This is a genomic window from Streptomyces adustus (assembly GCF_009377175.1).
In the GTDB taxonomy this organism is placed as follows: Bacteria; Actinomycetota; Actinomycetes; order Streptomycetales; family Streptomycetaceae; genus Streptomyces; species Streptomyces adustus.
Genome location: NZ_VJZD01000123.1, coordinates 1 through 20,898, shown reverse-complemented (window position 1 = coordinate 20,898; position 20,898 = coordinate 1). Strand labels below are relative to the sequence as shown.

The window sequence follows — 20,898 nt, the reverse complement described above, 5'->3', positions numbered from 1 at the left end:
AGGGCACCGACCAGCCTCCAAATTTCGTCGGCTCGTGTGGCCCCCGCACCGACCCGTCCAACTCCCATCCCGTCCGCCGTCGACCCACACCTCTGTGGAGCGGGCACGGTGCCGGGCGTCCGGTAGGCGACGGTCGAGCCGGCACCGAGGCCCACGGCCATACCGTCCTCTATCAACTCGGCCGCAGCCTCGGCGGCACGTTGCTTCTCATGCTGGACGCTCACGATCCTCCCCCTCGACCAGGCCAGGTCTCAGGCTCAGGGCGCCAGGCCCGGGCATGCAGTGACGCGGGTCATAGGATGAACTGCTCGACCGCGTTCGCGAAGCCCTCCTCCTCGTTGCTCGTTGTAACCCGCCTCGCCGCACGCTGGACCTCATGGCTGGCGTTGCCCATCGCGATGGACAGTCCCGAGTGGGCGAACATCAGTACGTCGTTGGGCATGTCGCCGATCGTGGCGATCTGTTCGGGGGAAATCTGGAGCTTGGCGGACCAGTACTTGACGACACCTCCCTTGTTGGCCTGCGGATGGGTCACATCGAGGTAGTAGGGCTGCGAGCGGGCGGCCGAGACATGCTCGCCGAACTGCGCGCGAGCCGCGACCGCGGCCGCCTCGACGACCTGGTGGTCATCACTGACCCCCACGACCTTGGCGGCGCCCCGCTCGAGCCCGTCGAAGCCGGGAACGGGCGTGGGCGCGAACTGCACCGTCCAGCTCTCGCGATCCACGTGAGGCCCCTTCACGTCGCGGACGTACCAGTCGGCACCCCGGTAGATCCAGACGCTGAGGCCGAACGACTCCATCAGCGCGACGACCGGGGCCACCACCTCTGCGGGAATGACCTGCTGCTCGACAACGGTCATATCCGGTTTGACGATGAGACCGCCGTTGAAGGCGGCGAGTTCAGTGGTCAGCGCCAGGGGCTCGATGATCATGGACATGCCGCGGGGCGGCCTCCCGCTGGTCACCGCGAAGAGGACGCCTGCGTCGTAGAGCTCGTGGACCGCACGGACGGCGCGGTCGGTGAGGACCTTGTCGCTCGTGACCAAAGTGCCGTCGACGTCGGCAAGAAGCAGGCGAATCGGGCGGGTTGACATCACGCCTCCGTATGCTCTGGTCGGGGCCGGACCGGACAGGGAGAGGCATCGGCTCGCGGATGCGGGGGATTTGGGGGACGGGTTCCCGGTCGGCTTGATTTCTGAAAATTGCTGGAGGATACCGTCGCGGCCGGCGAAAGTCGCAGTCGCGTTCCTCTCGAGCAGAAAGAAAAACCGATGCCCTTCAGGGTGCGCGATTTTTGAATATACCCCTCGGCCTCCAAAATAACCTCACAAGAGTGACGTGGCGAATATAAATGATATGTGAGAGTATTGAGAATTGTATGGCGAAAGCTCTTACGGGGCTTGATGTCCAAAATTCAAGCAACACATTTTGGGCCAGCCCCTGAGGGGAGCGGGCAGTGGCGCAGGCAAGTCAGGACAAGACGGCCCGCGTGCTGGGGGTCGACATCGGCGGGACCGGCATCAAGGGAGCGCCGGTCGACCTCGAGCTCGGCAACCTCATCGGTGAGCGGGTCCGGATCCCGACCCCGCATCCGGCGACCCCAGGGGCAGTCGCGGACGTGGTCGTGCAGGTGCTCTCCCGGATCGGCGCCCCAGGACCGGTCGGGCTGACGCTCCCGGCGGTCATCCGGGGCGGCAGAGTCCAGACGACGGCCAATATCGACCCGGCCTGGATGGAGACGGACGCGGCCCAGCTCTTCGCACGAGCGACCGGCCGCGACGTGAGGGTGGTGAACGACGCCGACGCGGCCGGGATCGCCGAGATGCGCTTCGGCGCCGGCAAGGGACGCAAGGGCGTCGTCGTGATGGTGACGCTTGGCACCGGTATCGGCAGCGCCGTCTTCTCCGACGGGTACCTGGTGCCCAACAGCGAGCTGGGGCACCTGCCGCTGCACCACGAGGATGCCGAGGACTGGGCCGCGGAGTCGGTGCGCGAGCACGACGACCTGTCCTGGAGGAAATGGGCGCACCGTCTGGAGAAGTATCTCGACCTCGTCCAGCGGCTGCTGTGGCCCGACCTGATTGTCATCGGCGGCGGCGTCAGCAAGAAGGCCGACAAGTTCCTGCCGTACATCGAGCTCAGGACCGAGATCGTGCCGGCGCAGCTGTTGAACGATGCGGGCATTGTCGGCGCGGCGCTCTTCGCTCCGGCCGGGGAAGCTCAACCGTAGTCTGCCGCGCTCGATATGAGCGCAGGGGCAGCACCTTCAGGGAGGCTCGCATTGAGCAACTACGACCTGGAAACACTTTCCGTCAACACGATCCGCACTCTGTGCATGGACGCCATCCAGGCGGCCGACTCCGGCCATCCGGGGACACCGATGGGAATCGCCCCGGTCGCGTACACGCTCTGGCAACGCTTCCTGCGCTTCGATCCGGCCGACCCGATCTGGCCCAACCGCGACCGCTTCGTGCTGTCGGAAGGACACGCCTCCGCGTTGCTCTGGTCGCTGCTCCACCTCACCGGCGTGCAGGCTGTCGACCCCGACTACGAAGTCCTCGGCCGACCCGCCGTCACCCTCGACGACCTCAGGACGTTCCGCCAGCTCGGATCGCACTGCCCCGGGCATCCGGAGTACCGGTGGACCAGCGGCGTGGAGACCACGACCGGCCCGCTCGGCCAGGGCGTTGCGACCTCGGTCGGGATGGCGATCGCCGGGCAGTGGCTCGCCGCCCGGTACAACCGCGACGACTTCACCGCCTTCGACTTCGACGTGTACGCGATGGCCGGCGACGGCTGCATGATGGAGGGGGTCTCGTCGGAGGCTGCCTCGGTCGCGGCCCACCAGCGGCTGTCGAACCTTTGCTGGATCTACGACTCCAACCGGGTGACGATCGAGGGCCACACCGACATCGCGTTCACCGAGGATGTGGCGGCCCGGTTCATCGGCTACGGCTGGAACGTCACCACCGTGGCCGACGCCAACGACCTCGACGCCGTGGCCCGCGCGTTGCACACCTTCAAGTCCGAGAGTGAGCGTCCCACGCTCATCGTGGTGCACAGCCACATCGGCTACGGGTCACCGGTCGAGGACACTCCGAAGGCGCACGGCGCGCCGTTCGGCGTGGAGGGCGTCAAGTCGACCAAGCGATTCCTCGGGATGCCGGAAAACAAGGACTTCTTCGTTCCCGACGGCGTCTACGAGCACTTCGCCGCAGGCGTCGGCGCGCGCGGTCGCGAAGCCCGGACGAGCTGGGAGGCTCGATTCGAGGCCTACCGAACCACCCATCCCGACCTCGCCGACGAGCTGGAGCGCATCCAGCGACGTGACCTGCCGGAGGGCTGGGAGTCGGCGCTGCCGACCTTCCCTGCCGACCCCAAGGGCATCGCCAGCCGTGACTCCAGCGGCCGGGTGCTCAACGCGCTTGCCCAAGCCGTGCCGTGGGTGCTCGGCGGGTCGGCGGACCTTTCACCGTCGACCAAGACCAACCTCACGTTCTCCGGCGCCGGCGACTTCCAGGCCGATGACCGCTCGGGGCGCAACCTCCACTTCGGGATCCGCGAGCACGCCGCCACCGCGATCACGAACGGGATGGCGCTGACCAAGCTGCGCTCGTACTGGTCGGGGTTCCTGATCTTCTCGGACTACGCACGCGGCGCGATCCGGCTTTCAGCGCTGATGGAGATCCCGGTCGTGCACATCTTCACCCACGACTCGATCGGGGTCGGCGAGGACGGTCCCACCCACCAGCCGGTCGAGCAACTCGCGTCGCTGCGCGCGATGCCGGGGCTGCTGGTGTTCCGCCCGGCCGACGCGAACGAGGTCGTCGAGACCTGGCGGGTCGTCACCGCGCTCAGGCACGAGCCGGCGGTGCTGGTCCTTTCCCGTCAGGCGCTGCCGACCCTCGACCGCTCCGAGATGGGGGCCGCATCCGGGGTGGCCAGGGGAGCCTATGTTCTGGTAGACGCGGCGGACGGCAAGCCCGACGTCATCCTGCTCGCCACCGGGTCGGAGGTGCAACTCGCGCTAGCGGCCCGTGACGAGCTCGCCTCCGAGGGCCTCACGGCTCGCGTGGTCAGCATGCCCTGCTGGGAATTGTTCGACCGCCAGCCCAAGGAATACCGCGACTCGGTCATCCCGCCCGGGGTCAGGGCCCGGGTCGCCATCGAGCAGGCGGCGACCCTCGGCTGGGACCGTTACGTCGGCGACGGCGGCGCGGTCGTCGGCATGCACACGTTCGGGGCATCGGCGCCGCTCAAGATGCTGCTGACCAAATTCGGCTTCACTCCCGAGAAGGTCACCCAGGTCGCCCGCGAGTGCGTGGCCGCCGGCAGGGAGCAGGCGTGAACGTGACCCAGGCGCTCCATGAGCAGGGCCAGAGCATCTGGCTGGACAGCATCTGCTCGCCTACGACACGCAGCGAATCGACTCCTTCGACCAGTGGGGCGTCGAGCCCGGCAAGGTGCTTGCTGCCGCGATCATCCCGGAGCTACAGAGCGTGACCGGACCTGAGCTCGGCCACGACTCGTCCGCGAACGCGCTGATCCGGCACTACCGCACGCTCAAGGACTAGGAGGCACCACATGGCGACAGACAAGCCCATGCAGCTCGGGATGATCGGGCTCGGCCGGATGGGGGCGAACCTGGTGCGTCGGCTGATGCGAGACGGCCACCATTGCGTCGTGTCCGACGTCAACGCGGCCGCAGTCGCCGAACTGGCCGGCGAGGGCGCGACGGGCGCAGACTCGCTCCGGGATTTCGTTGCGAAACTGGACAAGCCACGGGCCGTATGGCTCATGCTTCCGGCTGCGATCGTCGACTCCATCCTCGACCAGCTCGAGCCGTTGCTGGAGCCTGGCGACGTCCTCATCGACGGCGGCAATTCCTACTACCGCGACGACATCACACGCGCCAAGCGTCTTGCCGACAAGTCGCTGCACTATGTCGACTGCGGGACCAGCGGTGGTGTCTGGGGCCTGGAGCGCGGCTACTGCCTGATGATCGGCGGCGAGGACGAGGTCGTGGCCCATCTGGATCCGATCTTCAAGACGATCGCTCCCGGCGAGGGCTGCGCCGAACCGACGCCGAGCCGGTCCCGGACCGACGGCACCGCTCCGCTCGGGTACCTGCACTGCGGGCCGAACGGCGCCGGGCACTTCGTGAAGATGGTCCACAACGGGGTCGAGTACGGGATGATGGCCGCGATCGCCGAGGGCCTCAGCATCATCGAGCGCGCGGACGCCGGCAAAAGCCGGCAGGAGGTCGATGCGGAGACGACGCCGCTGCGCGATGCGTGGGCCTACCAGTACGACATCGACGTCGGAGAGGTAGCCGAGGTCTGGCGGCGCGGCTCGGTCGTCGGCTCGTGGCTGGTCGACCTGATCGCCGACGCCTTCGCCGGCTCGCCCTCCCTCGAGGGCTTCGCCGGGCGGGTCTCCGACTCCGGGGAAGGCCGCTGGACCGTACTCGCCGCCGTGGACGAAGGCGTCCCGGCACCGGTCATCACCACCTCGCTCTACGAGCGCTTCGAGTCCAGGCAGGCCGGGGAGTTCACCGACAAGATCCTTTCGGCGATGCGTTCCGAGTTCGGCGGGCACGCCGAGAAGAAGGGCTGAGGGCTGTGCATCACGAACTCCAAGTCGTCGCCGACCCCGATGCGGTCGCCGGCACCGCGGCGGCGTTCGTGGCGCGGCTGGCCCAGGCCTGCGTGCAAGCCCACGGCCGATTCACGTTCGCCGTCAGCGGGGGGCACACGCCCTGGGCGATGTTCGCGCGGCTCGCACATGAGCACGTCCCCTGGGAGCACGTGGCGGTGTTCCAGGTCGACGAGCGCGTCGCGCCCGACGGCGACCCGGACCGCAACCTCACCCACCTGCGGGAGAGCCTCGGTGCGGCCCCGGCCGAGGTCATCGCGATGCCCGTGAACGACGCCGACCTTGATGCGGCGGCCGCCGCCTACGGGCGGTCGCTGCCCGAGCGTTTCGACCTCGTCCACCTGGGCCTCGGCCCGGACGGTCACACCGCCTCACTGGTGCCACGGGACCCGGTGCTCGAGGTCTCGGACCGGCTGGTGGCCCTGACGGCGCCCTACATGGGCCACCAGCGCATGACACTCACCTATCCTGCGCTCGCCCGCGCCCAGCAGGTGCTCTGGCTCATCACCGGAGCGGACAAGCGCGAACCGCTCTCGAGGCTCGTTGCGGGAGACCGGTCGATTCCCGCCGGCCGGGTCGAGGCCGCGGCGTCGCTCGTTCTCACGGACGCGGCGGCGGCCGACCAGGGCCCTCCGCGCGCCGGTGCCCAGTCGCCCGCATGACCATGACGCCCGACCCTATTGCCGTGCCGGCCCCATAAGGGGGATCAGATGGCTTTGAACTCGTCGAACGTTCCCGCAGACGTGCTGGTCATTTTCGGGATCACTGGCGACCTCGCGCGAAAGATGACGTTTCGCTCGCTCTATCGGCTTGAGCGGCGCAACCTGCTGACCTGCCCGATCGTCGGAGTGGCGCGCGACGGCTGGTCCGACGACACGCTGCGTGACCACGCCCGCGCGGCGATCAAGGAAGCGGGCGAGCCGCTCGACGACAACGTCTTTGCCCGGTTCGCCACCCGACTCAGCTATGTGCAGGGCGATTACGCCGACGACGAGACGTTCCATCGCCTCGCCCGGGCGGTCAACGGCAGTCGGCACCCCGTCTTCTACCTGGAGATCCCACCGTCGCTGTTTGCCCGGGTGGCCGGGGGCCTGGCAGGCGCCGGGCTGACCAAGGGCGCCCGGGTTGTCGTGGAGAAACCATTCGGGCATGACCTTGCGTCGGCGCGCGCCCTCAACGCCGAGCTGCGTCAGCTCCTCGACGAGGACCAGTTGCTGAGGATCGACCACTTCCTCGGCAAAGAGCCGGCGATGGACATCCGGTTCCTGCGGTTCGCCAACTCCGTGTTCGAGCCGGTGTGGAACCGCGACCACATCTCCTGCGTGCAGATCACCATGGCCGAGGACTTCGGGGTCGAGGACCGCGGCCACTTCTACGACCCGGTCGGCGCGCTCCGCGACGTCGTGCAGAACCACCTGCTGCAGTTGCTCGCCCTGATGGCGTCCGAGCCGCCATCAGCCGCCGACGCGGACGCGCTCCGGGACCGCCGGGTCGATGTGTTCCGGGCGATCCCCGACGCCGACCCGGCCCACTACGTCCGCGGGCAGTACGAGGGGTACCTGCAGGTCCCCGGCGTGCAGCCGCACTCGCGCACCGAGACCTACGTCGGGTTGCGGCTGGAGGTCGAGAACTGGCGCTGGTCCGGGGTGCCGTTCTTCATCCGCGCCGGCAAGTCGCTCCCCGAGCGAGTGACCGAGATCCGGATTGTGTTCAAGCGCCCGCCACGGCTTGCGTTCGCGGAGCGGATCGCGCCCGAGCCCGACCAGTGGATCCTGCGGATCGATCCGAGCCCAGGCATGAACTTCCGCATCCAGGCCAAGCAGCCGGGCAAGCAGGACACGCAACTGGTGGACCTCGACCTCCTCTTCGCGGCCGAGCTCGGTGAGGCACCCGAGCCGTACGAGCGCCTGCTCAGTGATGCACTGCAAGGCAACGCGAGCCTGTTCACCCGGGAGGACTCGGTGGAGGAGACGTGGCGAATCGTCCAGCCACTGCTGGAGGCGCCCGGCGACCCCGAACAATACCGGCAGGGGACCTGGGGACCGGCGGGCGCGAGCAAGCTCGTCGCCGGATATCCGCGATGGCACGAACCATGGCTGCCGGCGAGGTCCCCCGACTGACACAGTCGCGCCCGGACCCGCCCAGGCAGTCCGTACGGCCTTCATGACTGGTGCGCTTGGGCGGGGTCCGGAGCCGGGTGGCGAATGGGCTGTTCAGCCCAGATGGTCTTGCCGCGGGGCGCGGGGCGGACGCCCCAGCGGTCGGTGAGTTGTGCGGTGATGTACAGGCCGCGACCGCCCTCGTCGGAGTCGTCGGCGCGGCGCAGGTGGGGGGCGGTGCTGCTGTCGTCGGTGACCTCGCAGATCAGTGCCTGGTCGCGGATGAGGCGGAGTTCGATGGCGCCCTCGGCGTAGCGGACGGCGTTGGTGACGAGTTCGCTGACGATCAGTGCGGTGCCGTCCGCGAGGTCGTCCATGCCCCAGTCGGTGAGTTGGGTGATGGCCAGTTTCCGTGCCTGGGAGACGACTTCGGGAGCGTTGGGGAGCGTCCAGGAGGCCGTCTGCGCGGCGTCGAGCGTTTGTGTGCGGGCGAGCAGAAGGACGGCGTCCCGCTGCGGCTGCCGTGGGGCCAGGGCATCGACGATCGCGTCGCACATGTCCCGAAGAGAGGCCGTGTTCGTCACTTCACGCAGTCGCTCCAGCAGCACGGGAGGGCGACCCGGGTCCAGGCCGTTTCCCAGCAGTGCCGTGTTGTAGAGGAGCAGCGTGCTGCCCTTTGGGAGGGTGCATTCCACCACCGTGTACTGCGCGATTCCCTGGCCGAGCGGCGGGCCCGTGGGGATGTCGAGGAGCTCGACCTTTCCACTCGTGTGGACGACGACCAGCGGGGGATGTCCGGCACTGGAGATCGTGCAGTTGCCGATCACCGGGTCATAGGCCGCGTACAGGCAGGTCGCCGACCAGGCATGGTCGAGCGTTTCGCCGCGGGTGGTGGCCTCGGGCAGGCTCAGGGGCCAGCTGGCCAGGTCGTGCAGCCGCTCCAGGATCTCGTCGGGCGGCAGGTCGAGGCGGGACAGAGCTGCGATGGCGGCCCGCAGTTGTCCCATGGCCGCAGCGGCGTTGAGCGGGCGGCCGATCGTGTCCCCCACGACCAGGGCGATCCTGGCCCCGGACAAGGGGATGACGTCGAACCAGCCGCCTCCGGCTCCCGTGGGCAGGTAGGCGTGCGCGGTCTCCACAGCAGAGCAGACTGCTGACTCGGGTCGCCCCAGCTCGCGTTGGAGAATCCGCGCCACCGACCGTTCGCGGCTGTACACCCGGGCGTTGTCCAGGCTCAGCGCGGCGCGGGAGGTCAGCAGCTCCACGAGTGCCAGGTCGTCGCGGTCGAATGGGATGGGGTTGCGCCAGCGGTAGAGGCAGGTCAGTCCGAGCACCACCCCTCGGGCTCGCATCGGCATCACGAGCATGGAGTGCACGCCGGCAGCCAGGAGCCGTGCGTCTAGCTTGCGGGCCGGGTCCAGCCAGTCGGTGTCCGCGTCCAGATGCCGGATCAGTACCGGCGCCAGGCCCGACAGGGCCTGCAGGTACGGCGTCCCGAAAGGGTAAGTGCCAGCCTCGCCGACCGTCGCCAAGCCCTGCTCGGTATCGTCGGCCGCGGACCGGAAGCCGGCACGCCGCAGGGGTACGGTCTCGGTCGCGGCCACGGGCGCGGGAGCCTCGCCGCGCAGCACCGAATCGATCACGTCCACAGTGACGGAGTCGGCGAGTTCCGGCACGGCGAGGTCGCAGAGCTCCTCGGCCGTGCGGAAGATGTCGAGGGTTGTGCCGACACTCGCGGTGGCCTGACTGAGCAACCGCATCCGCGCCTCGGCTCGGGCGGACGCAGTGATGTCGGTGAGCGCCACGGCCAGGCCGAGCACCGTTCCGTCGGAGTCCTGGAGGCGGAAACAGGCTGCCGACACCATGGCCTCGACCGCCGGATCCCGACGGCTGCGCAGATAAAAGTGGAGGTCCAGAACGGGACTACCGGTCTCCAGCACGTTGCGCGCGGTGCGCTCAATGAATTCGGGCCTGTCAACACCGAATGCATCGAGAACGTCCCGCAGCGACCGGCCCACCAGCTGATCGACAGGGTCCAGAAAATCCCGGATCCGCCGCGCGGCGACGTTGACCCGGACCAGCCGCAACTGCGTGTCCAGCACGTAAAGCCCGACCGGCGACTGCGAGAACAGTGCGGCCAGAACGGCGTCGTCCAGGCGATGCCCGTGGGGATCGCCCTGGTGGTTGGGGCCACTCACAGTAGTTCCCAGCGCACAGAAGATCGGCACAACACCAGCACACATACGATCAAACCCCGCAGCTGGCGGCACCGCCACCGCTGCCTGCCCCCCGCCACCGCATTCTGGCGAGGTGGTTCGTCCGATCAGACGAGCCGGCAGCGCCGGCAGGGCTCTCCTGCCGAATTTCCGTGGCCGGCACCGTCGCAGCCCCGCGATCCGGAGCCGGTGAACGCCCTCTGATCTCGTGACCACGGCAGTAAAATAAATCCAGGCGGGGAAGCATGGACCGGGGCGGCCACGCGAGGAGCGGGTCACCCGGAAGGTGCTGGACGCGATGTTCTCCCTGGTCACGGAGCAGGGTTTGGACGCTGTCACGATGGACGCGGTGGCAGCCCTCGCGGAGGTGAGCAAACCGGCCATCTACCGGCGCTGGCCGACCAAGCAGGATCTGATGCTCGCCACCGCGGAGAGCCGGGTCGGCCCGGTTTCCGTCGCCGACCTCGGAGACTTCCGCTCCGAGCTGCATGCGCTGCTGACGGCGCGCTTGGAGGTCTACCGCCTGCCCGGCACGGACCGCCTGCTGGCAAGCCTCAAAGCCTTGGCCTCGAGTGAGCGGCGTCCTACCCGAATACCTGGTGATGGGCTCCGCGTGTCTCAGGACGCCGACACGGCAGCCCATCCCCACAATGAGGCGATAGCGCTCGAAAGGACACGACCTTGGCCGATCCGGACTGCACCAGCCTCGCCCACCCGACCCCGGGCGGCAGCCGAGCATGACCGGACAGCACCCCTCCGATGCGAGCAATCTGCACGAGCCACAGCAGGCGGCACACGGCGAGGCCCGCTGGCCGATGGCCGGAGCCGTCATCGCCGCCGCGGTGCTGACTCTGCTGCTGCCCGACGACCTACGCCTGGGACCCCGCTGGGCGCTCCCCCTTGTCGAAGGACTGCTCCTGGTGGCGCTGATCGCGGGCGATCCGATTCGAATCAGCCGCCGCTCGGCTGCCATGCGGGTGGTGTCGATCGCCCTGGTCAGCGTGCTGGCGTGCGGCGCCATCTGGTCGACCCTCCAGTTGACCGACGACCTCATGCACGGTGGTAGAGAGACCAACTCCGCCGATGCTCTCCTGCAGGCAGGCGGCAGCGTGTGGGCCTCCACTGTTCTCGCGTTCTCCCTGCTGTACTTCGAGCTCGATAGCGGCGGAGCCGCCGCGCGGGCCCACCACATGCCGCCCACCCCCGCTCTCGCCTTTCCCCAACACCTCAGCCCCGAACTGAACGCTACGCACTGGCGCCCCCGCTACATCGACTACCTCTACCTCGGATTCACCAACGCCACCGCCTTCAGTCCCACCGACGTCATGCCACTGGCCCCTTGGGCCAAGATCGTCATGACGGTCCAATCCGTCGTCTCCCTGCTCATCCTCGGACTCGTCGTCGCCCGAGCCGTCAACGTCTTCGCCTGACGACCCGCGGTGGCCCATCACCGCACGGCGAACCGCTACGCCTCAACTGCGAAGCCCGGAAGACCATGACCGATGGGATCACGAGCGTTTCGGCACTGAGGGACGACATCGTTGGTCGGCGCGGTCCGCCGATGATGGACCCACCCATCACGCCGCAGCGTCCTGGGGGCCGGCCTGTTCTCCGGATCCTCACCATTCCCGGTTGGCCCGACGTCATCGGGCGAGCCGAAGCGGTCCAGTCCGGCCGCGCCGACGATCGGATCGAAACCATCTTCTTGGCCCGCTGCCGGTGGTCGCTCCGCGGCGGAGCTCTATCGACGGGACGGCGGGTGGAAAATCCGTGCAGTGGGACAGGGCTACGCCTCCGGTCTGGCTGGTCTCGCGACCGACTACGGCGTCGTTGTCGAATCCGAGCCCGTCGCAACCCCTGCGCTGCTCCCCACCCAAGGACGCCGCGATTCGAGGTCTTCGGGGCCTGCGGTGGACCTGTCGAAGGTCGAACGGCTGGCTCCCGGACTGCTGCCTCCGGCACGCCAGGCCGGCAAGGCTCTTGCGGACCGGGGCATCGCGAACCAGCGGGCGGCGGTGTATCTGATTCTCGATCACGACTGGCACATGGAAGAGTTGTACGAGTCGTTCGCTGTGCAAGCTTTCGCCGAGCGCGTCTCGGCGCTCTCGGCCACCCTCGATGACGACGGCACTGTTCCCGTGGTCTTCTCCAGCGGACGGGAACCCTTCCTGGAAGAGATCCGGCTGGACAACTACCGCGGCCGTATCGGGCAGTTGCATACCCAGGTCGACTGGGGGTGGGGCAATGTCGCCGACGCCATGCGTCGTGCAGTAGGGCACTACCAGGAATCCGGCGCCGCTGATCCCGCCTTCATCGTGACCCAGGTCGGTGACGAACCCTGGGACAAGGTCGAGGTCCGCTCCTTGCTGCAGAACACCGCATCACTTGGTGTCTTCTGGCTGTTCGTGGGATTCGGACGCGGCAAGCTCGCGTTCTACAAGAACCTCAACGCATCCGCCTCCGCCACCTTTACCAACGTTGCTTTCTACGACGCGAGCAAGAACCCGGGATCAGTGCCCGACGAGCGGTTCTACGCCGGCCTTGTCGACGCCTTCGCCACCTGGCTGCGGCACTGAGCCAACCGATGCTCGCCCACCGACTGAACAGCCTCATCACCTCTGACCAGGCCGTACCCGATCTCCGACGCTATTTCGGCACCGGCATGCTCGATGAAACAGTGCCGTTCACGAAAGCGCCCCCGGCTGCTGCCCGTCTACGACCAGGTCGTTCGCTGCGTTCTCGGTCGGCCGAAGTCATTCTGGCTCGACTTGCACGGCGCGCTGCGTGCCGACGACCATGCGCTGCATCGCGACCTGACCGCCCTACGGCATTCCGCCGATCTCCCCGCAACCGTCAGCGCGTTGCGGGTCTGCGACGTGGTGCTCTGGATGCATCACCGTACGGATCATCAACGGAAAGGCTGCATCGGGACCTGATGCCCGTCGGTCGCATCCGAGAGGGCCTTTCGCCCGGAGGGCAGATGCCCCGTGCCCTCGGTGAAGCACCCCCTGACCTGCGGTGTACCAAAGTGCCAACCATCTCCCTGATTCCGTACCTGCAGCTGCTGAACCTACTTGGCATCAGCGCAGGTCACGAATGTTGCGTGGTGCCAACTGGCGATCCTGGTGGCACTGATCTCGTGGCGGCGACCCGGCCGGTTCGCTCTGGGCCGGCGGCTGATAGAAAGTTGCAGGTCACACCGGAAAACCTCGGGGCGTCCGGTTGCCCGGTCGGTCCGGATCGTCCGTGAAAGGATCGAGCATCGTGTCTTCTCGTCGAGTCGTCGTCATCGGTGGCGGGGTCATGGGCTCGTCCGCCGCGTGGCGGCTTGCTGCCCAGGGTGACCGCGTCACCCTGCTGGAGCGCTTCCCGCCCGGCCACGACCGGGGCAGCTCGCACGGCACCTCGCGGATCTTCCGGCTGGCCTACACGGACCCCTTCTACGTCGGTCTCGCCGCGCGGTCGCTGCCGCTGTGGCGGCGGCTGGAGCAGGAGACGGGACGGCAGGTGCTCACCCTCACCGGAGCCGTCGACCACGGCCCGGCCGCCACGACCGAGGCACTGTACGAGACGCTGACCATTGCCGGACACCCTGCCGAGCGGCTGGCCCCGGAGGAGGTCGCCGAGCGCTGGCCGGGGCTGCGCGCCGACACCGGTGCGGTCTTCCACCCGGAGGCCGGACGCCTGCACGCCGACGAGGCGGTCACCGCCTTCCAGCAGGCGGCGCGGGCGCACGGAGCCGAGGTCCGGCACGGCGTCCGGGTGACCGGGCTGTCGGTGCACGGCGACGCAGGGGTCCGGGTGGTCACGGACACGGAGGAGGAACTGCGCGCCGATGCCGTCGTGGTCGCGGTCGGCGGCTGGGCGCCCGCAATGCTGGGCGGCGGTACCGCTCCACTGGTCGGCGGCGTACCGGTGCTGCGTGTCACCCAGGAACAGCCCGCGCACTTCCCCGCGGCGGACGCGCTCACCTGGCCCAGCTACATTCACCACCCGGGCGCCGCGCTGCCCATGGACGGCTTCACCGCGGACGGGGTGTACGGACTCGGCAGCACCGACGGCGTCAAGGCGGGTTTCCACGGCGTCGGCCCGGTCGTCGACCCCGACCGGCGCGACCGCACCCCGGACGCCGCGATCCTGCGAGAGCTGGCGGCGTACGCCGAGCGCTGGCTCCCCGGCGTGGACCACACCGCGCCCGAGGCCGTGACCTGCCTGTACACCACCACCCCCGACCATGACTTCGTCATCGACCGGCAGGGCCCGGTCACCGTGCTCGGAGGGTTCTCCGGGCACGGCTTCAAGTTCGCGTCGGTCATCGGCGAGCTGGCGGCCGCGCTGGTACGCGGAGAGCCCGGACCGAGCCGGTTCGCACTCGGACGCCCGCGTCCCACGAGCCACTGAGCCGTCCCCGAAGAAGGGGCACCCCCACCAAATTTCTCCAGCGCAGGGCAGGACGACCCGGCCACTTGTCCCGCCCGCCGCGCCCGCGCACCGAGGATCTGCCCTGGCCACGGTGTCCGGCCTTGGCGACACGCGTTGTGACCTGCGGTGTACCAAAGTGCCAGCTATCTTGCTGATTTCATGCGGCCGGCCGCTCAAGCTACTTGGCATCGGTCCAGGTCACGAACGTAACCTGGTTCCAACTGTCGAGCCTGGTCACAGGGTTGTGACGAGGCTTTTCAGTTGGCACAAAAGCGGGATGGTCGGCACCGTACCAAGGGCACGGACCGGAGGGTAGCGGTCTTGGCCATACAGACCGTCTGATGGGGCTGACCTGCTGCTTTCTCAGGGCTGGTGAGGTTCGGACGCGCTGCGCGTTCGTGTCTCCCACTCGATGATCGTGCGTACGGAGACGTGGAGGGGCAGATTCTGGTCGCAGAGAGTCCCGAGTCGTGCCGGTTTCGTATTCCGCGTCGCCGGAGTCGTCGGGCAGAGCCGGCAGGCTGGTGGCGCGCAGCCGCTCGGACTGGTTCACGAACTGCTGCAGGTTCTGTTCGGTGCCCTCCGGCAGCCGCTCCGCCATGGCCTGGACGGACTTGCGGCGACCGTCCATCATCAGCCCCCGCAGATGGTAGTCGCTCTTGGCCCGCTGATCCTTCCGCGGCACCGAGGCGAACACATCAGCCACGAACAGCGCCAACTACGCCCGAGCACGGTTCACTTCATGTGCATCCACACACCCACCATGCCGGCTGTCGTCAAGACCGCACCGCAGCCCCGGCCCGAGGCGCAGATCAGATCCGGACGCCGAACTGGAAGGGCATGTTGCCGATCGCCTCGTAGCGGACGAACGCGCCGGTGTGCGGGGCGTGCAGCACCTGGCCGTTGCCCGCGTAGAGGCCGACGTGGTGCTGGTCGCCGTAGAAGATGACCAGGTCACCGACCTGCAGATCGCTCTGCGAATAGATGCGTGTGCCCGCGTTGGCCTGGGCCTCCGAGGTGCGGGGTATGGTCACGTCGGCTTGGGCGTACGCCCAGGAGGTGAGACCCGAGCAGTCGAAGGTGCTGGGGCCGGCGTGGGCGTACGCGTACGGTGATCCGATCACGCTCTGGGCGGCGGCGAACGCGGCGGCGGCGCGGCCCGAGGCGGCCTTGGTGGTGCCGAGGTCGACGCGCTCGCTTGCGCGGGTGGCCCGCTGCTGGTCCTGGGTGGCCAGCGCCGCCTTCTCCTGCGCGGTCAGCGTGTTGAGGAGCTTCTGCGCCGCGCCCAGCTTGCTCTGGACTTCCTTCTTCTTACTCGCGAGCTTGGCCCGGGTGTCGGCGAGGTCCTTGAGCTTCGCGGAGGCCTCGGCGCGCTGCTGGGCGAGCGAACGCTGCTTCTCCTGGACCTTCTTGAGCGATTCGGCCTGCTGAGCGGTCAGCTGGTCCACGGCCGAGGCCTTGTCCAGGAAGTCGTCCGGGTTCGAGGAGAGGAAGAGCGCCACGGAGGGGTCGATGCCACCGGTGCGGTACTGGGCGCTGGCCATCGAACCGAGGCCGTCGCGCAGCTCGTTGAGCTCTTCCTGGCCGCGGGCGACGTTGTCCTGGAGAGCGCTGATCTGCTTCTGCAGCTTCTGCTGCTTCTCCTTGGCGCCGTCGAGCTTCTCGGTGGCCTGCTCGGCCTCTTCGTAGAGCTTGTCGACCTTGGTCTTGACCTCGTCCTTGTTGGGTTTCTCGGACGGCGCGGCATTGGCGACGTTGGCACTGAGGGCAACGGCGGCAGCGGCGGCGGTGGTGAGCACGGTCACACGGGTGCGGCTCGGCTGCTTGGGCCGACGGTGGGACGTCACGAAAGCGAACTCCTTCTTCCTCCAGCCGCCTGCCGAAACGCCGGCGAGCGGTGATCCTTCACCGTCACCCCCAGCGAGTGAACAATCGGGCAAAGGTTCGGATGGCGACTGTAGTGACTCAGTCTTCATTAGAGCAAGTGGCGTTGTAATGACGGATGTTGAGTGGCAGAGACGAGTTACGGCTTCCTTCGGAGTGTTGCCGGGTAGGTGGCAGGTGTTGATGTGGATTCGACGTGTCAAGGCGACACTCACGGTTGGTGTGCGAAATCCCGGGCACTCGCGCGGCCGGTTGTTGAGCTTCGCCGCGATGGCGTCAAGCTCGTCCTGGCTGAACGTCGACAGGTTTGTTCCTTCGGGCGGATGCTGCCGGAGCAGCTCCTCGATCGGTCGGGCGTCGGTGATCTGTGAACGCCACTGGCCTTTCACCGTGTGGTGCTTGTTCTTCCGGATCGGGCGGCCAGTTCGAACGCGCTTGCACAGTTCGCGGGGGACCACCTTCCAGCGGGTGGTGTGGATCGTCCGGTAGATCGTCTCGTGGGTGATCCGCGTCTGCGGGTCGTCCCCGTGATGCAGACGCAAGTGTCCGACGATCTGTTCGGACGACCGCTCCTTCGCCGGCAGGGTCAGCGCCGCCTGCCTCCAACCGGCACTGTCGCTCTGGCCGGTTGAATCCGAGTCCGTCAAAACGGAGCTGGTTCAGCGGGAACCTTCGGCCGGTTGCCGGACACGTATAGAGCATGGAACTGAATGACGCTGGTCCCGCCGTACCGGTCGGAGGGATATCTGACCGAGTGCTGTGGGCGAGGGCCGTCGACGGAGACCGGGAAGCGTTCGGTCTGATCTTCGACCGTCATGGGAGGACCGTCTACAACCACCTGTTCCGGCGGACGGCCGACTGGTCCGAGGCCGAAGACCTCACGTCGACCGTGTTCTTGCATGCCTGGCGTCGACGATCGGAGACGGTGCTGGACCGCGACTCGGCCTTGCCGTGGTTGCTGGGCATCGCCGACCGCCTGCTGTCGAACACCAGGCGGCGGCTGAGGCGGGCCGAGGCGTTGCTGCGCCGGCTCGTCTCGCATGACGAGTCGGTGGGCGACCACGCGGACCGCGTCGCCGTCCTGGTCGACGACGAGCGTCGTATGTCGGAGATCCACCGGGCGCTGGCTCGGCTGCCGCGCCACGAACGCGAGGTCGTCGAGCTCTGCGTGTGGTCTGGCCTGGATCAGCAAGCGGCTGCGGCAACGCTGAAGGTGGCGGTCGGAACGGTGAAGTCCAGACTGCACCGGGCGCGGCGGAGGCTGGGGGCCGACCTCGTTGGCAGATCCACGCTTCCGGCGTCATTCAGTTCGGTGAATCCCGTCAACGCGGAAGAGGTCGCACGATGAATGACATGCCGGGCATTCCCGCGGCTCCTTCCGATCGTGATCTGCCGAACCACCGGCGGACCCGAGAGGAGCTACTGATGAAGATCGGCCCAGAGGACAACCGTGCTTCGCTGCGACGCGGGTGGGTAGTGCCGCTGAGTGTTGCCACCGGCGTTGTGGCGGTGAGCGTCGCGGCCGTGGCCGTCTTCAGCGGGGTAGGGGATGCCAAGCCGCTTCTCGCCGCTCCTGGGGGAAACCCGACGAGCGCCGCCGCACCACCGAGTCCGATCACAACGCGCGGCTCCACGTCGGCCGGAGCCGGGTCGGCGCCGTCATCGACTCGCACGACTTCCACCCCGGACGCGTTCGCCGTCACCAGCGGGACGACGACCCCGATCGACGCTGGGACCGTCGCCAAGATCCTTGCCTCCTGCCTGGGCTCGGATGCCTCGAGCTATCACGCGGTGGTCGCGGCCCGCGCTCCCGTCGCCTCGCAGCGCGGGGACGGTGTGGTCATCGCCGTCAACTCCGCCGATCAGTACGTGCAATGCGAGTCAAAGGGCGACAAGGGCAACAGCCAGGATTCCCCGCCCACGTTCATCAACAATCGTCTGTGGGGCACCGGTCATACGATTGAGTATTTCGACTCCATCTGCGAGTCCACCGGCAAGGGGCAATATCTCGTGTTGGGCGCCGGGCACTACACATCCGACATTGCCAGGATCGCCATCAGCTACGGCGATAATCCGAAGCAGTACCCGGCGGCCATGGCAGGCGGAGCGTTCGTCTACGCGGCGGCTCTCTCCGTCGAAAACCCCGGCTCACATTATGCGGGCCCGAGCCCCTACGTCCACGCCTACAACGCATCCGGTGAAGAGATCTACAATCAGCAGAAGGACCCGCAGTTCACCGATAACCAGTAAATCGGCCATTCGGCCGACCTTGTTACGGCCCGGTGAATTCGAAGGACTACGCGCCAGTCTCGCCGGCGCTGAGGATGAGCTCGCCCAGATCGACAGGCGTTCCCGAAAGCAAACATTCGTCGGTCGCGATATGCCTACGGCCTGGAGCGAAGATCGTTGAGTGCGGGTGCAGATCGGGCGGACGCTGGCGCTCTCGGCAGCAACTGGCGCGAGGTGCCTCTCGAGCGGATCCGTGAACGTTGCTGAAGCCAGTTGGCATCAGCGCAGGTCACGAACGTTTCCTGATGTCAACTGTCAATCCTGGTCAAGCGGGGGAGGGACGGGGCAACGGCCCGGACGCGGGCCGGGCCGGGCGACGGGCTGGTGTCCGGCGGGCCCGGGGGTCACACTGCGGGCATGGCGTCCCGAGGCACACCCGACCCCGGGCTCTTCGGCCCCGCTTCCGTGACCTGGCAGATGCACGGCGATCCCATGATGTGGGTGGCCGGCGTCCGCGCCCTCTACCTCCAGGCGCTGCATCCGCGCGCGGTGCGCGGGGTCATGCAGAACTCGGACTTCCGCCAGGACGCCTGGGGCCGGCTGCTGCGTACCGCCGACTTCGTCGGCACCACGACGTACGGCACCACCGAGGCCGCCGAGAAGGCCGGCGCCCGGGTCCGGAAGATCCACGCCAGGCTGACCGCGACCGACCCGGAGACCGGCGAACGCTACGGGGTCGACGAGCCCGCGCTGCTGCTGTGGGTGCACTGCGCCGAGATCGACTCCTATCTGCACGTCCTGCGCCGCTCCGGCTTCCCGCTCACCGACGCCCAGGCCGACCGCTACATCGGCGAACACCGCGTCGGCGCCCGCCTGGTGGGTCTGGACCCCGACGCCGTACCCGCCGACCGGGCCGAACTGGCCGCCTACTTCGCGCGGGTGCGGCCCGAACTCGCCGCCGGACCCGAGGCGCGCACCGTGGACGACTTCCTGCTGCGCCCGCCGACGCACCCCCTCCTCGTCCCGGCGCGCGAGGTGCTGTGGCGGCGCGTGGCGGACCTGGCGTACGCCTCCCTGCCGCCGTACGCCCACGCGCTGTACGGCAGACCGGCCCCGCGACCCGCCACCGTCACCCGCCGGTTGCGTGCCACCGGCGCCCTCCTGCGCTGTGTTCCCGCACGTCTGCGCTGGCAGCTCCCGCCCAAACACATCCTGCGCGCCATGGCCCGCCTCGGCCCCGGTGCGCGCCCGGCACCGTACAAAGTCGGACGATAGGCCGCCATACTGGACGAGCCAGAGGAGGGCGGGGCGAACGGGGGCGACCGTACGCGATGGCGGAGACCAGACTGATCCAGGGCCGGTACCGACTGCTCGACGTGATCGGGCGCGGCGGCATGGGGGAGGTGTGGCGTGCCCGCGACGAGTCGCTCGGCCGGCAGGTCGCCGTGAAGTGCCTCAAACCGCGCGGTCCGGCGCACGACGCGACCTTCACCCGGGTGCTGCGCGAGCGGTTCCGGCGCGAGGCCCGGGTGGCCGCGGGTCTCCAGCACCGCGGGGTGACCGTCGTCCACGACTTCGGCGAGTCCGACGGCGTCCTCTTCCTGGTCATGGAGTTCCTGGAGGGCCGCGACCTGGGCCGGCTGCTGGAGGACGACGGCCACCGCCCGCTGCCCGTCGCGGACGTCGTCGAGATCGCCGACCAGGTCGCCGCCGCGCTCGCCTACACGCACCGCCAGGGCATCGTGCACCGCGATCTGAAGCCCGCCAACATCGTCCGGCTCACCGACGGCACCGTGAAGATATGCGACTTCGGCATCGCGCGGCTGGGCCACGACATCGGTTTCACCTCCCGGCTGACCGGCACCGGCATAGCCATGGGCACCCCGCACTACATGTCGCCCGAGCAGATCGGCGGCAGCGAGGTCGACCGGCGCAGCGACCTGTACTCGCTCGGCTGCGTGCTGTACGAGATCGCCACCGGGGCGCCGCCGTTCGACCTCGACGACGCCTGGGCGGTGCTCATCGGCCACCGCGACACCCCGCCCCGCCCGCCGCGCGAGCACCGCGCCGAACTGCCCGGGTACCTGGAGCGGATCATCCTCGACCTGCTCGCCAAGGAACCCGGACAGCGTCCCGGTGACGCCCTCGAAGTGGGCCGCCGGATCGCCGCGGGCCGCACCCCGTCGGTGTACGTGCCGACCGTGGTGAGCCCCCGTCCGCAGCCGCGGACGCCCCGGCCGGCCGTTCGCGAACCGCGCCTGCCGTCCTGGACCCGGGGCATGACCACCGGTCACAAGGCGGCCGCGGCCGGACTGCGTCCCGCACTGCCCGACGCCGGTGCCGCGCTCACCGGCGAGTGGATCGCGCCCCCGGTCACCGACCGGCCCGCCC

Annotated in this window: 16 protein-coding genes and 3 pseudogenes; 15 read left to right on the top strand and 4 right to left on the bottom strand. The window is 68.5% G+C overall.

The genetic code is table 11. The features are described 5' to 3' along the window. Positions 1-292: 292 nt before the first annotated feature. The gene (locus FNH09_RS26610) at positions 293-1,096 is read right to left on the bottom strand and encodes a Cof-type HAD-IIB family hydrolase (protein WP_152892340.1); all 804 of its coding nucleotides are present in this window, start codon (positions 1,094-1,096) and stop codon (positions 293-295) included. A gap of 362 nt (positions 1,097-1,458) precedes the next feature. Here FNH09_RS26610 and ppgK point away from each other — a divergent pair, with 362 nt between their 5' ends. The 6 genes and pseudogenes from ppgK to zwf all read left to right on the top strand — a co-directional run bounded on the left by ppgK (position 1,459) and on the right by zwf (position 7,777). Beyond that, positions 1,459-2,232: a polyphosphate--glucose phosphotransferase gene (gene ppgK, locus FNH09_RS26605; RefSeq protein WP_162469134.1), complete on the top strand. Its 774-nt coding sequence runs from the start codon at positions 1,459-1,461 to the stop codon at positions 2,230-2,232. A gap of 51 nt (positions 2,233-2,283) precedes the next feature. After that, positions 2,284-4,350: a transketolase gene (gene tkt / locus FNH09_RS26600; RefSeq protein WP_238427117.1), complete on the top strand. Its 2,067-nt coding sequence runs from the start codon at positions 2,284-2,286 to the stop codon at positions 4,348-4,350. Between the two features lie 76 nt (positions 4,351-4,426). Beyond that, positions 4,427-4,576: pseudogene (locus tag FNH09_RS26595) on the top strand (hypothetical protein); the annotation flags it as partial. 10 nt (positions 4,577-4,586) lie between these two features. Next, positions 4,587-5,618, top strand: coding sequence for a phosphogluconate dehydrogenase (NAD(+)-dependent, decarboxylating) (gene gnd / locus FNH09_RS26590; RefSeq protein WP_152892334.1), 1,032 nt, complete (start codon positions 4,587-4,589; stop codon positions 5,616-5,618). A gap of 5 nt (positions 5,619-5,623) precedes the next feature. Continuing rightward, on the top strand, positions 5,624-6,319 hold the full coding sequence (gene pgl, locus FNH09_RS26585) for a 6-phosphogluconolactonase (RefSeq protein ID WP_162469133.1): 696 nt from the start codon (positions 5,624-5,626) through the stop codon (positions 6,317-6,319). A 48-nt stretch (positions 6,320-6,367) separates the two neighbouring features. Then, positions 6,368-7,777, top strand: a complete 1,410-nt coding sequence (gene zwf, locus FNH09_RS26580; protein WP_152892329.1) for a glucose-6-phosphate dehydrogenase — start codon at positions 6,368-6,370, stop codon at positions 7,775-7,777. A 41-nt stretch (positions 7,778-7,818) separates the two neighbouring features. Here zwf and FNH09_RS26575 read toward each other — a convergent pair whose 3' ends face one another. Beyond that, entirely contained in the window at positions 7,819-10,032 is a 2,214-nt protein-coding gene (locus FNH09_RS26575; RefSeq protein ID WP_152892327.1) for a SpoIIE family protein phosphatase, read from the bottom strand. Positions 10,033-10,270: 238 nt separating this feature from the next. Between FNH09_RS26575 and FNH09_RS49575 the strand changes: the two are divergent. The 5 genes and pseudogenes from FNH09_RS49575 to FNH09_RS26550 form a co-directional block, all read left to right on the top strand. After that, positions 10,271-10,384: pseudogene (locus FNH09_RS49575) on the top strand (helix-turn-helix domain-containing protein); the annotation flags it as partial. A gap of 325 nt (positions 10,385-10,709) precedes the next feature. Next, positions 10,710-11,402, top strand: coding sequence for a DUF1345 domain-containing protein (locus FNH09_RS26565; RefSeq protein WP_152892325.1), 693 nt, complete (start codon positions 10,710-10,712; stop codon positions 11,400-11,402). A gap of 162 nt (positions 11,403-11,564) precedes the next feature. Then, entirely contained in the window at positions 11,565-12,548 is a 984-nt protein-coding gene (locus tag FNH09_RS49570) for a VWA domain-containing protein (RefSeq protein WP_338017692.1), read from the top strand. 93 nt (positions 12,549-12,641) lie between these two features. Next, on the top strand, positions 12,642-12,908 hold the full coding sequence (locus FNH09_RS26555; protein ID WP_238427116.1) for a DUF6308 family protein: 267 nt from the start codon (positions 12,642-12,644) through the stop codon (positions 12,906-12,908). A 328-nt stretch (positions 12,909-13,236) separates the two neighbouring features. Next, on the top strand, positions 13,237-14,373 hold the full coding sequence (locus FNH09_RS26550) for an FAD-dependent oxidoreductase (RefSeq protein WP_338017691.1): 1,137 nt from the start codon (positions 13,237-13,239) through the stop codon (positions 14,371-14,373). A 562-nt stretch (positions 14,374-14,935) separates the two neighbouring features. Here FNH09_RS26550 and FNH09_RS26545 read toward each other — a convergent pair. Continuing rightward, positions 14,936-15,112: pseudogene (locus FNH09_RS26545) on the bottom strand (transposase); the annotation flags it as partial. Between the two features lie 94 nt (positions 15,113-15,206). Then, positions 15,207-16,241, bottom strand: coding sequence for an NlpC/P60 family protein (locus FNH09_RS26540; protein ID WP_162469132.1), 1,035 nt, complete (start codon positions 16,239-16,241; stop codon positions 15,207-15,209). Between the two features lie 737 nt (positions 16,242-16,978). Here FNH09_RS26540 and FNH09_RS26535 point away from each other — a divergent pair. The 4 genes from FNH09_RS26535 to FNH09_RS26520 all read left to right on the top strand — a co-directional run. Further along, the gene (locus FNH09_RS26535; protein ID WP_152892323.1) at positions 16,979-17,626 is read left to right on the top strand and encodes an RNA polymerase sigma factor; all 648 of its coding nucleotides are present in this window, start codon (positions 16,979-16,981) and stop codon (positions 17,624-17,626) included. Then, positions 17,623-18,528, top strand: a complete 906-nt coding sequence (locus FNH09_RS26530; RefSeq protein ID WP_152892321.1) for a hypothetical protein — start codon at positions 17,623-17,625, stop codon at positions 18,526-18,528. Before FNH09_RS26535 ends, FNH09_RS26530 begins: the two co-directional genes overlap by 4 nt. A gap of 396 nt (positions 18,529-18,924) precedes the next feature. After that, positions 18,925-19,782: an oxygenase MpaB family protein gene (locus tag FNH09_RS26525; protein ID WP_152892319.1), complete on the top strand. Its 858-nt coding sequence runs from the start codon at positions 18,925-18,927 to the stop codon at positions 19,780-19,782. 56 nt (positions 19,783-19,838) lie between these two features. Further along, a partial coding sequence (locus FNH09_RS26520) for a serine/threonine-protein kinase (RefSeq protein WP_152892317.1) occupies positions 19,839-20,898 on the top strand: 1,060 nt, incomplete at its 3' end.

Excerpts from the sequence above, each read along its gene's own strand:
- FNH09_RS26530 (WP_152892321.1), top strand. The coding sequence starts at position 17,623 with ATGAATGACATGCCGGGCATTCCCGCGGCTCCTTCCGATCGTGATCTG.
- FNH09_RS26565 (WP_152892325.1), top strand. The coding sequence starts at position 10,710 with ATGACCGGACAGCACCCCTCCGATGCGAGCAATCTGCACGAGCCACAG.
- FNH09_RS26535 (WP_152892323.1), top strand. The coding sequence starts at position 16,979 with ATGGAACTGAATGACGCTGGTCCCGCCGTACCGGTCGGAGGGATATCT.
- FNH09_RS26610 (WP_152892340.1), bottom strand. The coding sequence starts at position 1,096 with ATGTCAACCCGCCCGATTCGCCTGCTTCTTGCCGACGTCGACGGCACT.
- gnd (WP_152892334.1), top strand. The coding sequence starts at position 4,587 with ATGGCGACAGACAAGCCCATGCAGCTCGGGATGATCGGGCTCGGCCGG.
- FNH09_RS26555 (WP_238427116.1), top strand. The coding sequence starts at position 12,642 with ATGAAACAGTGCCGTTCACGAAAGCGCCCCCGGCTGCTGCCCGTCTAC.
- zwf (WP_152892329.1), top strand. The coding sequence starts at position 6,368 with ATGGCTTTGAACTCGTCGAACGTTCCCGCAGACGTGCTGGTCATTTTC.
- FNH09_RS26525 (WP_152892319.1), top strand. The coding sequence starts at position 18,925 with ATGGCGTCCCGAGGCACACCCGACCCCGGGCTCTTCGGCCCCGCTTCC.